This window comes from Erythrobacter sp. AP23 (assembly GCF_001542855.1).
In the GTDB taxonomy this organism is placed as follows: domain Bacteria; phylum Pseudomonadota; class Alphaproteobacteria; order Sphingomonadales; family Sphingomonadaceae; genus Qipengyuania.
In genome coordinates this window covers 1-13,838 of the sequence record NZ_LNBY01000016.1, presented here as the reverse complement: position 1 = coordinate 13,838, position 13,838 = coordinate 1, and the positions used below count along the sequence as shown (strand labels likewise).

Annotated in this window: 13 protein-coding genes and 1 tRNA gene; 4 read left to right on the top strand and 10 right to left on the bottom strand. The window is 65.2% G+C overall.

The features are described from left to right. Window positions 1–10: 10 nt before the first annotated feature. From ASS64_RS09245 to ASS64_RS09205, 9 genes are all read right to left on the bottom strand, one after another. Window positions 11–982: a HupE/UreJ family protein gene (locus tag ASS64_RS09245; RefSeq protein WP_067693228.1), complete on the bottom strand. Its 972-nt coding sequence runs from the start codon at window positions 980–982 to the stop codon at window positions 11–13. Then, window positions 979–1,764, bottom strand: a complete 786-nt coding sequence (locus tag ASS64_RS09240; RefSeq protein WP_067693225.1) for a peptidyl-prolyl cis-trans isomerase — start codon at window positions 1,762–1,764, stop codon at window positions 979–981. Before ASS64_RS09240 ends, ASS64_RS09245 begins: the two co-directional genes overlap by 4 nt. Beyond that, a complete protein-coding gene (locus ASS64_RS09235; protein WP_067693222.1) occupies window positions 1,761–3,698 on the bottom strand; it encodes a DUF3604 domain-containing protein in 1,938 nt (645 codons plus the stop codon). The genes ASS64_RS09240 and ASS64_RS09235 overlap by 4 nt, the downstream gene beginning before the upstream one ends. A 65-nt stretch (window positions 3,699–3,763) precedes the next feature. Continuing rightward, the gene (locus ASS64_RS09230; RefSeq protein ID WP_067693219.1) at window positions 3,764–4,420 is read right to left on the bottom strand and encodes an exopolysaccharide biosynthesis protein; all 657 of its coding nucleotides are present in this window, start codon (window positions 4,418–4,420) and stop codon (window positions 3,764–3,766) included. A 58-nt stretch (window positions 4,421–4,478) separates the two neighbouring features. Then, window positions 4,479–4,928: a MaoC family dehydratase gene (locus ASS64_RS09225; protein ID WP_067693216.1), complete on the bottom strand. Its 450-nt coding sequence runs from the start codon at window positions 4,926–4,928 to the stop codon at window positions 4,479–4,481. Beyond that, window positions 4,928–6,346, bottom strand: coding sequence for an aldehyde dehydrogenase family protein (locus ASS64_RS09220; RefSeq protein ID WP_067693213.1), 1,419 nt, complete (start codon window positions 6,344–6,346; stop codon window positions 4,928–4,930). The genes ASS64_RS09225 and ASS64_RS09220 overlap by 1 nt, the downstream gene beginning before the upstream one ends. 26 nt (window positions 6,347–6,372) lie before the next feature. Next, window positions 6,373–7,449, bottom strand: coding sequence for a CaiB/BaiF CoA-transferase family protein (locus tag ASS64_RS09215; RefSeq protein WP_067693210.1), 1,077 nt, complete (start codon window positions 7,447–7,449; stop codon window positions 6,373–6,375). Window positions 7,450–7,462: 13 nt separating this feature from the next. After that, window positions 7,463–8,614 carry an acyl-CoA dehydrogenase family protein gene (locus ASS64_RS09210; RefSeq protein ID WP_369815367.1) on the bottom strand — a complete coding sequence of 384 codons (1,152 nt, stop codon included), beginning with the start codon at window positions 8,612–8,614 and terminating at the stop codon, window positions 7,463–7,465. A gap of 65 nt (window positions 8,615–8,679) precedes the next feature. Further along, window positions 8,680–8,753, bottom strand: a tRNA-Gln gene (locus ASS64_RS09205). Window positions 8,754–8,940: 187 nt separating this feature from the next. On the opposite strand from ASS64_RS09205, the gene ASS64_RS09200 reads away from it, so the two are divergent. Further along, the gene (locus tag ASS64_RS09200) at window positions 8,941–10,158 is read left to right on the top strand and encodes a Ppx/GppA phosphatase family protein (RefSeq protein ID WP_067693204.1); all 1,218 of its coding nucleotides are present in this window, start codon (window positions 8,941–8,943) and stop codon (window positions 10,156–10,158) included. Window positions 10,159–10,371: 213 nt separating this feature from the next. After that, window positions 10,372–11,034, top strand: coding sequence for an RlmE family RNA methyltransferase (locus tag ASS64_RS09195; RefSeq protein WP_067693201.1), 663 nt, complete (start codon window positions 10,372–10,374; stop codon window positions 11,032–11,034). Window positions 11,035–11,095: 61 nt separating this feature from the next. Here the strand turns inward: ASS64_RS09195 and ASS64_RS09190 are convergent, their stop codons facing one another. Beyond that, a complete protein-coding gene (locus ASS64_RS09190) occupies window positions 11,096–11,797 on the bottom strand; it encodes a cytochrome c family protein (RefSeq protein WP_067693198.1) in 702 nt (233 codons plus the stop codon). Window positions 11,798–11,933: 136 nt separating this feature from the next. Between ASS64_RS09190 and ASS64_RS09185 the strand changes: the two genes are divergently transcribed. Continuing rightward, window positions 11,934–12,827 carry a prephenate dehydratase gene (locus ASS64_RS09185; RefSeq protein WP_067693575.1) on the top strand — a complete coding sequence of 298 codons (894 nt, stop codon included), beginning with the start codon at window positions 11,934–11,936 and terminating at the stop codon, window positions 12,825–12,827. Window positions 12,828–13,148: 321 nt separating this feature from the next. Beyond that, window positions 13,149–13,838, top strand: a 690-nt coding sequence (locus ASS64_RS09180) for an outer membrane protein (RefSeq protein ID WP_157075140.1), incomplete at its 3' end; no start/stop codon positions are given.

The window sequence follows — 13,838 nt, the reverse complement described above, 5'->3', positions numbered from 1 at the left end:
AATTCCGCTCTCAGCCGAAGAGCCGGTCGATCAGCCAATAGCTGCCCATTATCCCCACCCCATAGGCGGAAAGCCGCACCAGCCGCGGTCGGGCCCGGGGGCGCAGCCGATCGACCAGCCGCAAGAGCGCAAGGACGGCGGCGACGACCAGCAATTGCCCCGCTTCCACGCCGAGATTGAAGCTGACCAGTGCCGCGGGGACTTCACCCTCGGGCAGGCCGATCTCGCGCAGGGCGCCGGCAAAGCCGAAGCCGTGCAGCAGGCCGAAGGCGAAGGCGACCAGCCACGGCAGGCGCCGGGTCAGCGTATCGCGCCTTCCGCGGGCAATCTCGACGGCGAGGAACACGATGGACAGGGCGATCAGGGCCTCGACCACATCCTGTCTTATACCCGAAAATCCAAGCGTTACCGCCGCCAGCGTGATCGAATGTGCGATGGTGAAGGCCGTGGCCGCTTTCACCACCGGCCAGGGCCGTGCCACCAGCAGGACGAGCGCGATCACGAACAGCAGATGGTCCCAGCCGGCAAGGATGTGTTCGACCCCGATCACGAAATAGCTGCGCCAGACCTGCGCCGCCGAAGGCCGTTCCGCGATGGTGGCGAAGGGGGTTTCCGGCGTCAGGCGGTGGACCTGCAAAGCTCGCCCAAGCGGCGAAACACGCAAAATCGCCTCGCCATGACCGGGAAAGGCGGGCCAGCCGATGGTTTGACCCGCGACCTCACCCGTGCAGGTCACATCGGCCGCGCCGTGAGCCGCAAGCGGGGCCATCTGTCGCTCGACCTTACCCTCGATCCGGCAATTGGCGGGAATTTGCGGCATGGCCATACGGTCGTCCGCTGCGCTGGCTATGGGTTGGCGCCAGCCCAGCCGCCACTCGCCCTCGTCAACCTGCTCGAATTGGATCGCGACCGGCCGCATCTCGTCCGCCTGCACAGGCGCGCCCATGGCAAGCAGGCACAGCGCGGCAAGCCAGCGGATCATTCGACCTCGACCGTATAGGCCTCGCGCAAGACTTCATAGGCACGCTGCCGTCGCTCGGCGATCGTCGCGCTGCGCCAGTCGGCCTCGACCCGGTCGCGAATTTCGGCGAGCGGCGGGCCGCTCCCACCGTCGCGTTTGGCGAGGCGCACGAGATGCCAACCATAGCCCGAACCAATCGGCCCCTGCCAATCCGGTCCGGCGGCAAGAGCGGAAAGCTCTGCTGCGAATTCCCTCCCGAAAACTACTCGCACCTCGGTCAGGGGCATGCGCGCGACCGAGCGCGGCAGGCTGATCGGCTCACCCTCCGGGCTCGCCTCCGTCATCGCTGCCCGTGCCGCTCGCTCGCTAGGGAAATAAGCCTGTTCGAATGTGACTGTACCGCCCATGGCATAGGCGCCCGGATTGTCGGCAAGCCATTGTTCGAGCACCGCATCGGAGGGCCGCGCCACTTCGGCCTCCGCACCGGCCAGCTCGTCCATCTTGGTCGCCAGCCGCCGCCGCACGATGGCATCGCCCTCGTCGAACCCTAGGCGCAGGGCCTCGCGGTACAGCACTTCTTCGCGAATCCAGCGCTCGATGGCCCAATCCATCTCGGCATCGGTCGGTGGGCGCCCCATCATCCGTTCGAAGCCGAGGGCGATACCCGCCTGCCGCTCGCGCGAGAGTTCGATCGTCCGGCTCGCCGGATCGACGGGATCGCCCGCGAGCGCGAGCAGGCCCCAGATAGCGGCCCCCGCAACAAGGAAATGCGCGAGCGGATCGCGCAGCAGCTTGCGGATCATCCTTCATCCATGATGAGCGGCGCGTCACCGGGCCGGCGGCGCGGTTTCAGCCATATCGGCGAGGAATAGGCGCGTTCCTGGATCACGTTGGCCTCGACCACATCGGGCGGCAGGTCGAAACCGAAGCGTTTGGCATCGAACAGCACCCAGCTCGGCGTCGGGATCTCGAGCACGCGGACATAGTAAAAGGCCCGCTGGCCCGGGCGATAGTCGGGGTCGCGCCATGTCGCACGCAGTTCGGGTGCGCCGATGGTATTGTCGTAGGTCGCCTCGCGCCGGATCACCGTGTCGCCCACCGCGGGTATCCGGCCGCTTACGCGCCGGCGCTCGCCATCCATATCGGACCAGGCGACATCGTAGATGCGCTCCTGCGCCTCGCCATCGGCATCGACCCAGCCCTTGACCACCTGCACCCGGTCGAGATTGGCGCCCTCGGGGTCCTTGAGCGCCGAGATCAGGAAGACCGGTGCGCGGCCACTATCCTGCAGTTCGCCGCCCATCGGGACGCCGCCCGTGTATCCGGTGCGAACCCAGTCGCCGTCCCAGTCGTTCTCCGCGAAATCGAAGCCCGCGAACAGGCGCAGGACCATGCGCGGCCCCGTCGTCGCATAGACCTCGCGCCGCATGAAGGCATCGAATATCTCCGCGCGCGTGTTGCCGCGCGCCCAGGCCGCAGCATAACCCCCGGCAAGATAGTGCCAGCCGAAGCGGCCTTCGGCCGTGCCGAGATTCTGGCTTTCCAGCGCCCGCCCTGCGCGCGGTTCATTGCCAGTGTGCTTGCCGAAATAATTGTCTTCATCGCCGGTCGCCAGCGCAGTGTGGCTGTCGGTCGAACCGATGAGGCCGAAGGCGTAGGGATTGACCCCCATCTGCTGTTCGAGCGTCAGGCCGCGCAGCAGGGCATTGCGCACATAGCTGCCGGCATACATGTCGGGCGTCGAGCGGCGGGTCAGAGGAAGGTTGCCGAGTTCCCAGCCTGCGACACCGAAAGCGGCAAACTCGTCGTTCGGCGAGAGAAAGGGATGGGTTTCGCTATCGCCCTTGATCTGGGTGGCTTCGACTACCGGTTCGTAGCGCGCCCGGCGGCGGGCGTAATCGGCGCTCATTGCCCCGCCATCGGGGCCAACCAGTTCGAACATCATGCCGTTGGACAGGTTCGAATTGTGCGGGATGGCCAGAACGCGCCCGCCGGTATTGGCTTCGTAGGCCTCCATATAATCCCACAATCGCTCGGGGGTCGTGTCGATGCCGGGAAAGGGGACGACCTGCCCGGTCTTCACGCTGCCATCCCTGAACATGACCACGCGGTGGAGATTGTTGCCGTCGGGCATTAACGTCCATTCGAAGCCCGCGAAGGCGGTGAATTCGCCCGGGCGATTGTAGCGATCGAGCAGGTCGAGATGGCTGTCCCAAAGCTCGCGGGTGGCGGCTGCCTGGCGCTCGGGATCGATGAGTGCTTCGGGAATCGTGCCATTGGCCGCGGCAGTAATCAGCTCTCCCACCGCGCGTGTCGACTGTTCGGGACTATCGTGCATCATATCGTACCAGCGCCTGAGCGTGGGATCGCGCACAAGGATGCGCGGCGCATCGTAGAGCCGCCGGGTGGCACCCATCGCGTCCGAATGGTCCGAGATTACAAGAAAGTCGAGAGGCCGGTCGAGCTGCGCCTTCATTCCCGTGGTTGCGGTGACCGTATCGCCGCGCGCGAATTTCAGCGCAGGTTCCGCGCCCAGCCTGACACCGAATCCGAAGGCATCGACAGAAGTATCGGTGTGGAGATGGGTATCGCCCCAATAGGGCCGGTTGGGGAATTCGGCGAGTTCGATCGTGTCGGTGCCATCGCCGCGCTGCGCCTCGGTCGGTTCGCCCGGGCGGTCGCCCGCGCAGGCGCCCGTCAGCAACGCGGCTGCGGTGGCCAGTAATATCGTGCGCATTATCGCTCTCCCTGGCCCGTCGGCCTCGACCCCGAAGCCATTCTGCTCAGGGAGCAACGCGCCGGTCAAGCCTGCGCGCGAGATGCCTCGTGGGTGAGAGCCGCCACGCCGCCCGATCCCGCTTCGTCGTCGGACGCATAATAGTAATAGGTTCCACCGCCGAGGGCAGCCGCCGCCAGCACCAGCGCGCCGATCATCACCAGGCCGTCGCGCACGATCAGCGCCAGCGCGATCGCGACAATCGCGAGCATTGGCGCCGAGCTGGCAAAGGGCACGAATTCGAGCGGCGGCACGGTCGCGCAAAGCAAAAGGATCGCCACTGCCGCGACCTTGATCCAAATGCCCGTGGTGAGGGAATCGAAACGGTCGCGGCTGTGCCCGTCGAGCCATTTGGCCACTCCACGCAGCTTTCGCACCGCCTTGTGCAGCTTTTTCGAGCCTATCGATCGATTCTGAATGAACTGCGGCAACCAGACGTGATCCCGGCCGAACAGCATCTGCAATGCTACAAGGGCGATGACTGCAGCCAGAAAACTCGGCACCCCCGGGATACCGCCCACCGGCGTAAGCTCCAGGAGTGCCGGCAGGAGAATGAACGGTCCGAAACTGCGCCCGCCGAAATCGTCGAGCGCGTCGCGAATGCGCACTTCGTCGGATTTCGAGGCGAGCTCGTCGAGCTCGCCGATTACGTCCTCGACGCTCTCCGGTTCGTGTCCATTCATCGCTCTCCCCTTCGCCCCTCAACGCGCGAGCCGGCGAAAGGGTTGCGATTCCCGAATATCAGGAGCTTTTCCTGAGCAGTGCCGAGCGTTCGCAGCGGCACACGACCTCGCCGCGCTGGTTCACCGCTTCGTGCAGGAAGGTGACGATCCCGGTATCGGGCCGGGACTTGCTTTCGCGAAGACCGATCACTTCGCTGGTCGCATGCAGCGTATCGCCGATGAACACCGGTTTGGGCATGACCAGCTTGTCGTAACCGAGGTTCGCCACCAGCGTGCCGAGTGTGGTGTCTCCCACGCTGAGCCCCACCATAAGCGAGAAGGTATAGGTCCCGTTGACGAGGATCTGCCCGAACTCGCTCTCCTTCGCCGCTTCCACGTCGAGGTGAAGCGGCTGCGGATTGTGGGTCATAACGGTGAAGAAGAGGTTGTCCGCCTCGGTCACCGTGCGCCGGATTTCATGCGTCAGCTTGTCGCCGATTTCCCACTCGTCGAAATGCCTGCCCGCCATCAGCTGTGGCCCATCACGGCTTTCACTTCGAGGAAATCGTGGAAGCCCCATTCGCCCCATTCGCGGCCATTGCCCGACTTCTTATAGCCACCGAAGGCCGCGTTGAGATCATAGCCGCCATTGATCGCGACCCGTCCCGCGCGGATGCGCTTGGCAAGGCTGCGCGCGGTTTCGATGTCCTCGCCCATCACCGCGCTGGCGAGGCCGTATTCGGTATCATTGGCGATGCGGATGGCGTCGTCGTAGTCCTCATAGCCGAGGATGCAGAGCACGGGCCCGAAGATTTCCTCGCGCGCGATCGTCATGTCGTTGTCGACATCGGCGAAGACGGTCGGCTTGACGTAGTGGCCGGTTTCGAGCCCCTCGGGCTTGCCGGGGCCGCCGGCGACCAGCGTCGCGCCTTCCTCGATGCCCTTTTCGATCAGGCCCTGGATTTTGTCCCACTGCGTGCGGCTGACGACCGGGCCGATCGCCGCATTGCCCTTGGGATCGCCGGGAATGACGCCTTCGGCCGCTTCCTTGGCTGCGGCCTTGGCTTCTTCCATGCGTTTGTGCGGCACGAGCATGCGGCTGGGCGCGGTGCAGGTCTGGCCCGAATTGCCCATCATCGCGACGGTGCCCTTGGCGACCGACTGGGTGAAGGCGCTGTCGTCGAGCACGATGTTCGGGCTCTTGCCGCCCAGTTCCTGCGCCACGCGCTTGACCGTGTCCGCGGCGTTCTTGGCGATGAGAATGCCCGCCCGGGTCGAACCGGTGAAGCTGACCATGTCGATATCCGGATGGCCCGAAATCGCCTCGCCCACGCCAGGCCCGTCGCCGTTGACGAGGTTGAAGACGCCTGCCGGGACGCCCGCCGCATCCATGATCTCGGCGAAGATATAGGCGTTGAAAGGAGCGATCTCTGAAGGCTTCAGCACCATCGTGTTGCCGGTCGCAAGCGCGGGGAAGACCTTGCAGGCGATCTGGTTGAGCGGCCAGTTCCACGGGGTAATCATGCCGACCACGCCCACCGGCTCCCACACGTGAAGCGTCGGGCCGTCCTGGCGTTCGAACGCGAAGCCTTCGAGAATCTCGATCGCCTTCTGGCAATGCCCGGTGAGGAGCCCGACATGCGGGCCGTTCGCCAGGCTCATCGGCGCGCCCATTTCGTCGCTGACGGCCGTGGCGAGCTCTTCCTTGCGGTTCTCGATCTCGGCCTGGATCGCGCGCAGCAGAGTAAGGCGCTCTTCCTTGCTCGTCTGGCTGAAGGTTTCGAACGCGCGGCGCGCAGCGGCCACGGCCTTGTCGACATCGGCTTTCGTGCCGAAGCTGATGTGGCCGATGGTTTCCTCGGTAGCCGGGTTTTCGACCGGCTGCGTGTTCGGCTCGACCGGATCGACCCACTGGCCGTCGATGTAGAATTTAGTGCACTCGCGCATCGTAAATCTCTCCTTTGCGCGTGCCTTTACCCCTCTTGCTGCCAGCGCGCCACCACTGCGTCGCCATCTTCGGCGCTGTCGCGAATGGTGTTCGGCGTCCGGTCGAAACGCGGCGCAGGCGCGGTGTGCCAGCGGCCGCCGTGCTCGACGAAAGCGCCGCGTGCCTTCATATGCGGATGGTCCTTGGCATGGTCGAGCGGGACGACCGGCGAGAAGCACGCATCGGTCCCTTCGAGCAGCTCGCACCATTCGGCCTGCGTTTTGGTGGCGAAGAGTTCGGCGAGGTCCTCGGCATAATCGTCCCATTTGGACGGATCCATCTGGCGCTCGCGCAGATGCTCGGGCGCCTCGGCGCGCTGGAGCAGCTCGGCGTAGAACTGCGGCTCGATTGCGCCGACGCTCACTTCCTTACCGTCCTTGCATTTATAGCAGCGGTAGAAATGTGCCGCGCCGCCGAGCAGGCCCGCGCCGCGCTCGACCGTGCGCAGCGCGCTGTGCGGCTGGCCGTAGAAAAAGCTCATCAGGCTGGTGACGCCGTCGACGATCGCCGCGTCGACCACCTGCCCCTTGCCGCTCCGCTCGCGCTCGAACAGTGCGGCGAGGATCCCCATCGCGCAATACATCGAGCCGCCGCCGAAATCGCCGACGAGGTTCTGCGGCGGCACCGGCAGCTCGCCGCGCCTGCCGATCGCGTCGAGCGCGCCGGTGATCGCGATATAGTTGAGATCGTGCCCGGCAGCCTGCGCGAGCGGGCCGTCCTGCCCCCAGCCGGTCATGCGCGCATAGACGAGCCGCGGATTGGCTGCGAGCATCTCGTCGGGCCCCAGCCCCAACCGCTCCATCACGCCGGGGCGGAAGCCTTCGACCAGCACGTCGGCATGTTTAAGCGCGGTCTTGACGAATTCTTGCCCCTCCTCGCTCTTGAGGTCGACCGCTACGCGATGCCGCGCGCGTTCGACCACCGGGTTCATCGGCTGGTGCCCGGCGCGCTCGATCCGCACGACCTCGGCGCCCATATCGGCGAGCATCATCGCCACGTGGGGACCCGGGCCGATGCCCTGGAATTCGACGACCTTGAGGCCGGTCAGCGGACCGTTCGACATGGATTTTCTCTCCTCAGAAACTCTTGGGCAGATCCAGCACATGCGTCGCCACATGGCTGAGGATCAGATTGGTGCTGATCGGCGCGACCTGGTAGAGCCGCGTTTCGCGAAACTTGCGTTCCACGTCGTATTCCTCGGCGAAGCCGAAGCCGCCGTGCGTCTGGATGCACATGTCTGCCGCCGCCCAGCTGGCCTCGCTCGCCAGCATTTTTGACATATTGGCCTCGGTCCCCGCCGTCTCGCCCGCGTCGAACATGCGCGCGGCCTTGGTGACCATCTCGGCCGCAGCGGACAGCTGGACATAGGCGCGCGCGATGGGGAACTGCACGCCCTGGTTCTCGCCGATGGCGCGGCCGAAGACGTTGCGCTCCTTGGCATAGGCGCTGGCCTTGTCGATGAAGAAACGCCCGTCGCCGATGCATTCGGCGGCGATCAGGATGCGCTCGGCGTTCATGCCCGACAGGATATAGCGGAAGCCCTTGCCCTCCTCGCCGATCAGCGCCGACTTGGGCACCTTGAGATCGTCGAAGAACAGTTCGGTCGTGGCGTGGTTCAGCATGGTCCGAACCGGCCGCACGGTCAGTCCATTGCCGACTGCCTCGCGCATGTCGACCAGTAGCACGCTCATCCCATCGGAAGGCTTGGCGCATTCTTCGCGCGGGGTCGTGCGGCACAGAAGCACCATGAGGTCGGAATGCTCGGCGCGGCTGATCCAGATCTTCTGGCCGTTGACCAGATAATGGTCGCCCGCATCCTTCGCGAAAGTCGATATGCGCGTCGTGTCGGTCCCCGCCCCCGGTTCGGTCACGCCGAAGGCCTGCAGGCGCAATTCGCCACTGGCGATCTTGGGCAGGTACGCGCGCTTCTGCTCTTGCGATCCGTGCTTGAGCAGCGTTCCCATGGTGTACATCTGCGCGTGGCAGGCGCCGCCGTTGGAACCCGAGCGATGGATTTCCTCGAGCACCGCGCAGGCCGCCTCGAGCCCGAGGCCCGATCCGTCATATTCCTCGGGGATCAGGACGGACAGGAACCCCGCCTCGGTCAGCGCGGTCACGAATTCCGTCGGATAGGCCCGCTCGCGATCGAGCCGCTGCCAGTATTCGCCCGGGAACCTGGCGCAAAGCCGCCGCACCGCATCGCGGATTTCCGGAAAGGTCTCGCTCAAATGTCCGTCTCCCATTGCAACCTGTCTGGCGCGGATGGAAGGCTTTGGCAACGGGGGAGGAAGAATGGATGCCCCGTGAGGATTCGAACCTCAATTGACGGAGTCAGAGTCCGTAGTCTTACCATTAGACGACGGGGCATCAGCCGTCCGGGCGGGCGGGAATCGCTTTGCCGCTCCGGAAGAGGCCGCGCATCTAGTTTCGCCGCCGCGCGAGGTCAACCCCGTGCGTTGCGCGCGCACTTGCCCCGCCTAAGCTTCGCCGCTAGCATCGCCGGCAAGTCCCCGTGCACGGTGGTTTGCACGGGAGGAACAAGAAAGCTCCAAGTATGGCGGACTATTCTCCGCCGGACACGAAAAGGGGGCACGGGACACAACGGGGCGGCAAGTCCGGCAAGGTAGCCGATTTCCGCTACAAGCGCCCTTCCCGGCCCGAAGCCAAGCAAAGCGACCGGCGCAATGCGCCGCGCTGCGATGGCGCGATTGCCGCCCGTCCGAATGGCAAATCGAGGCATAATTCCGGCCATCCGCAGCGCCGACAGGCCTACGCCGCGCTCGACCTCGGTACCAACAACTGCCGCCTGCTGATTGCGCGGCCCTCGGGCGAGAACTTCACCGTGATCGATGCCTTCAGCCGCGTGGTCCGGCTGGGCGAGGGGTTGGCGGCAAGCGGTAAGCTGTCCGACGAAGCGATGGAGCGCACCATGGCCGCTCTCCATGTCTGCGCGGAAAAACTGCGCCGCCGCAACGTCCGGCTGGCGCGCTCGGTCGCGACCGAGGCCTGCCGCCGAGCTGCCAACGGCCCGGCCTTCATCGAACGCGTCCGGCGCGAGACGGGCATCATGCTCGACATCATTTCCGCCCAGGAAGAGGCGCGCCTTGCCGTGCTCGGCTGCCACGTGCTGCTGGAGGAGGGCAATGGGCCGGCGATCATCTTCGATATCGGCGGCGGTTCGACCGAACTGGTGCTGGTTCAGCCCGGAGAAAAGGTCCCGCGCATTCTCGACTGGTTGAGCGTGCCCTGGGGGGTGGTCTCGCTTACCGACACGGTCGATGGATCGGACGAAAGCGAGGCCGCGCGGCTCGACCGCTATGTCCAGATGCGCCGCACGGTCGGACGCAGTTTCGCCGAATTCGCCGAGCGCATTCGCGGGCACACAGGCTCGCCCGAACCGATCCGGCTGCTCGGCACCAGCGGCACGGTCACGACGCTGGCGAGCCTCCACCTCGAGCTGCCGCAATACGACCGGCGCGCGGTCGACGGCCTGATCGTGGCCTCGCAGGCAATGCGCGATATTTCGGGCCGCCTTTCGCGAATGAGCGCAGCGGATCGCAAGCGCCTACCCTGTATCGGCGACGACCGGGCGAACCTCGTCATCGCGGGGTGCGCAATCCTCGAATCGATCCTCGACATCTGGCCTGCCGAACAATTGGGCGTGGCCGACCGGGGCATCCGGGAGGGCATACTGCGCAGCCTGATCGCCGCCGACACCGAAGGCGAACGCAGCCGCGCGGCATTACAGCGGATGCGGGAACAGGATGTTTGATTTCGGTGCAGTGCGGGAGGGTACGGCCAGGATGGGCCGGAGCCCCTTATGCGTGCGTGCCGGACATCCGTCCGGCCCTTGCTGTTCCATCCCACGCCCCATCCCCGCCACCCACGGCACGGTATCTTGTGGGGGGCGGGGATGGGGCGTGGTATGGCGCAGCCGCAAGCTAACGACGAATGTCGATAGCGCACCAAACAAAGGCAATTCATAATGTCACGCTCGGGCAAAGACCGCGATACCCGCGTCCGCACCGCCAAGAAGCGAACCGCCAGTTCGACCCGCTGGCTGCAGCGACAACTCAACGATCCCTATGTGAAGCAGGCCAAGGCCGAAGGCTACCGCAGCCGTGCAGCCTACAAGCTGATCGAGCTCGACGAGAAATTCGACCTGCTGAAAGGCGTCACCCGCGTGGTCGATCTCGGGATTGCGCCGGGCGGCTGGGCGCAGGTCGTGCGCAAGCGCAAACCCAAGGCGCATGTCGTCGGGATCGACCTGCTGGAAGTCGAACCGATCGAGGGTGTCACCATCTTCCAAATGGATTTCATGGACGACGAGGCCCCTGCCGTGCTGGAAGAGGCGCTGGGCGGAAAGGCCGAGCTGGTGATGAGCGACATGGCCGCCAATACCGTCGGCCACAAGCAGACCGACCATTTGCGCACCATGGGCCTGGTCGAGGCCGGAGCCTGGTTTGCGATCGAGAACCTCGCCCCCGGCGGGACCTATCTCGCCAAGGTTCTCGCAGGCGGGACCGACACCGACCTGCTCAATCTGCTCAAGCAGCACTTCAAGACGGTCAAACACGCCAAGCCACCCGCGAGCCGCAAGGGCTCGAGCGAGTGGTACGTCATCGCCCAAGGGTTCAAGGGCGGCTGAGGCCGGACACAAAAAACCCCGCCGGAGCGGGGCTTCTCGTTTCCAGATGCAAGCGACCGGGTCAGTCGACCTTGGTGGCGCCTTCATTGTCGGTCGCGGCATTGGCGGCGGCGACCGGCTGGTCGGCGCTCATACCCGTTGCGGCTTCGGGTCCTTCGACGGGAACGCCTTCGACGGGACCCGGGCCTGCGCCGGGCGCATCGACATCGATCTCTTCTTCGGCCGGAGCGGGTTCGGGCTTGGCGGGTGCGCCGCCATAGGTGGCCATGAATTCCATCACATTGGCGCGATCTTCAGGCTTGCCGAGGCCGGCGAAACTCATCTTGGTGCCATTGGCAAAGCCGCGCGGGCTTTCGAGCCAGGCGTCCATGTTTTCCCAGGTCCACTGGCCGCCCTTTTCCGCCAGGGCCGACGAGTAGGCGAATCCGGCGGCACCGCCACCGATGGCCTTGCCCATGATGCCGTAGAGGTTCGGGCCGATACCGTTGGCGCCGCCCTGATCGATCGTGTGGCAGGCGGTGCACTTGGCAAAGACCCGCTCGCCCGCGGCGGCATCCGCGCTGGCGAGCAGCGTGCCGAGATCGGGGCCGGTATCGGCGGCGCCTTCTTCGGCCTCGCCTTCGATGAAGTATCCCGGCTCGACGCCTTCGGGCAGCGAACCGTCGTCGGCGTGGAAATACATGCCCGATGCGATGGAGCCGCCGAGGGCCACGATGCCTGCGAAGAGTACCCAGCCAGCGGCGGTGTTGAAACGATCGTCCATTGCGTAAAATACCCGGCGAAAATCGGTTGGTCGGATGGTTGCGCGCCGCTCTAGTGCGCACGGCCACCTTTCGCAAGTGCGCAGGGCGCAATAGCGCTTGATGCTGCCGAAACGCACCCGTAACGCGGCTCTGACCATGCGCCAGTTCGCCAAACCCGCCCTCGCCCTTGTCGATTCGATGCGCGCCGCCGCGGCGCAGGACCCGATGCGCGCGATCGCCTTCGGCGGGGCGCCGGGATCGAACTCGCACCAGGCCGCGATGCAATTCGCGCCCGATGCCCTGCCGCTTCCGTGTTTCAGCTTCGAAGACGCGCTGGAAGCGGTCGACAGCGGCGCGGCGGGCTGCGCGATGATCCCGATCGAGAACAGCCAGCATGGCCGCGTGGCCGATATCCATTTCCTGCTGCCCGGCAGCGGGCTGTCGATCGTGGCCGAACATTTCATGCGCATTACCCATTGCCTGATGGCGCTGGGTCCGGGCCCCTTCGAGGCCGCCTACAGCCACCCGCAGGCGCTCGGCCAGTCGCACAGATTCCTGTCCGAGCGCGGAATCGTCGGGTTGAGCCATGCCGATACGGCGGGCGCGGCCGCCTTCGTTGCGGAAAGCGGCAAGGACAATATCGCCGCGATCGCCCCGGCACTGGCAGCGGACCTCTATGGTCTCGACGTCATCGAGCGGGAGGTGGAGGACGCGCATGACAACACCACGCGTTTCGTCGTTCTCGCGAAAGAGGCGCTCGACCCGGCCGCCCTCGAAGGCGCCCAGGCGATGACCACCTTCATCTTCGAGGTGAAGAACATTCCCGCCGCGCTTTACAAGGCGCTGGGCTGCTTCGCGACCAATGGCGTGAACATGACCAAGCTCGAAAGCTACCAGAAGGGCGCCAGCTTTGCGGCGACGCAGTTCTTCGCCGATATCGAAGGCGCGCCGGGCGAGCCCCGCGTCGACGCAGCTCTGGAAGAACTCGCCTTCCAGACCAACGATGTGCGCCTGCTGGGCAGCTATGCGCAGGCACGCAAGCGAGGCTGACAGTCAAGTCGCATTTACGGGCGATCCGTTCCGAGAGGCGGATCATGCAGGAACCTGCCAGGCTGGGCGCATCGGGCGTTGCGGTCAGGGTGTCATTTCCCCGCTGATGCTCGCGAGCCCGTACTCGCTGAGGCACACGCCCGCCGCCATTCGCGCAACGCAACCGATCCCGATCGCCCGCGGCGTGGGGGCGGAAATCCGACCTTCCATTCTTCGATCCGGCAATATTACCAAAAAAATAATGTTTTCCGATGGAACGAACGCAATTGTCACACGCTTTTGCGAACAGGCAATTGCCTGAAACAAGAAAGCGAGGGAATCATGCGCAAGATTACATTGGGTCTGGCCTTGTGCTCGACCGCGCTCGCCGCACCTGCGGTGGCGAAAGACGATAGTGCCTATGTCGAATTCGGCTTCGGGCCGATGCATCTCAACGACTTCGACTTGACCGAGGTGAACCCGGCTACGGGCGACCAGGTGACGCTCGAGTCCGACTACGGCTTCGACGGTACCGCCATTCTCGGCTACGATTACGGTGCCTTTCGCGTCGAACTGGAAGCCAGTTACCGCCAGGCCGATCACGAGAGCTTGATTACGCCATTCGGCACATTCGGCTCGGGCCGCCTGCTGGGTGATTCCTCGGCAGCCAGCCTGATGGGTAACGTGCTCCTCGATTTCGGCGATGACGACGGCCTCCAGGCATTCGTCGGTGCCGGTGCCGGTAGCGCGATCGTCGATCAGTCGATCGCCATCACCGCGCCGGGCGGACAGCAGAACCTCGTCAATGGCGATGAATGGGAATTCGCCTGGCAGGCCCTGGCGGGCGTCCGCGCGCCGCTGACCGACACGATCGACGTCGGCTTGCGCTATCGCTTCTTCAACGTCCCCGATTACGAGCTCGGCGGTTCGTTCGGCACTTCGGTGGTCGAGGGCGACTGGTCGTCGCATTCCATTCTCGGCACGCTGGCCTTCAACTTCGGTGCTCCGCCGCCCCCGCCGCCGCCTCCGCCG

Bases quoted from the DNA above. Each gene is read 5' to 3' on its own strand.
- ASS64_RS09245 (WP_067693228.1), bottom strand. From the start codon at position 982: ATGATCCGCTGGCTTGCCGCGCTGTGCCTGCTTGCCATGGGCGCGCCT.
- ASS64_RS09240 (WP_067693225.1), bottom strand. From the start codon at position 1,764: ATGATCCGCAAGCTGCTGCGCGATCCGCTCGCGCATTTCCTTGTTGCG.
- ASS64_RS09235 (WP_067693222.1), bottom strand. From the start codon at position 3,698: ATGCGCACGATATTACTGGCCACCGCAGCCGCGTTGCTGACGGGCGCC.
- ASS64_RS09230 (WP_067693219.1), bottom strand. From the start codon at position 4,420: ATGAATGGACACGAACCGGAGAGCGTCGAGGACGTAATCGGCGAGCTC.
- ASS64_RS09225 (WP_067693216.1), bottom strand. From the start codon at position 4,928: ATGGCGGGCAGGCATTTCGACGAGTGGGAAATCGGCGACAAGCTGACG.
- ASS64_RS09220 (WP_067693213.1), bottom strand. From the start codon at position 6,346: ATGCGCGAGTGCACTAAATTCTACATCGACGGCCAGTGGGTCGATCCG.
- ASS64_RS09215 (WP_067693210.1), bottom strand. From the start codon at position 7,449: ATGTCGAACGGTCCGCTGACCGGCCTCAAGGTCGTCGAATTCCAGGGC.
- ASS64_RS09200 (WP_067693204.1), top strand. From the start codon at position 8,941: ATGGCGGACTATTCTCCGCCGGACACGAAAAGGGGGCACGGGACACAA.
- ASS64_RS09195 (WP_067693201.1), top strand. From the start codon at position 10,372: ATGTCACGCTCGGGCAAAGACCGCGATACCCGCGTCCGCACCGCCAAG.
- ASS64_RS09190 (WP_067693198.1), bottom strand. From the start codon at position 11,797: ATGGACGATCGTTTCAACACCGCCGCTGGCTGGGTACTCTTCGCAGGC.
- ASS64_RS09185 (WP_067693575.1), top strand. From the start codon at position 11,934: ATGCGCCAGTTCGCCAAACCCGCCCTCGCCCTTGTCGATTCGATGCGC.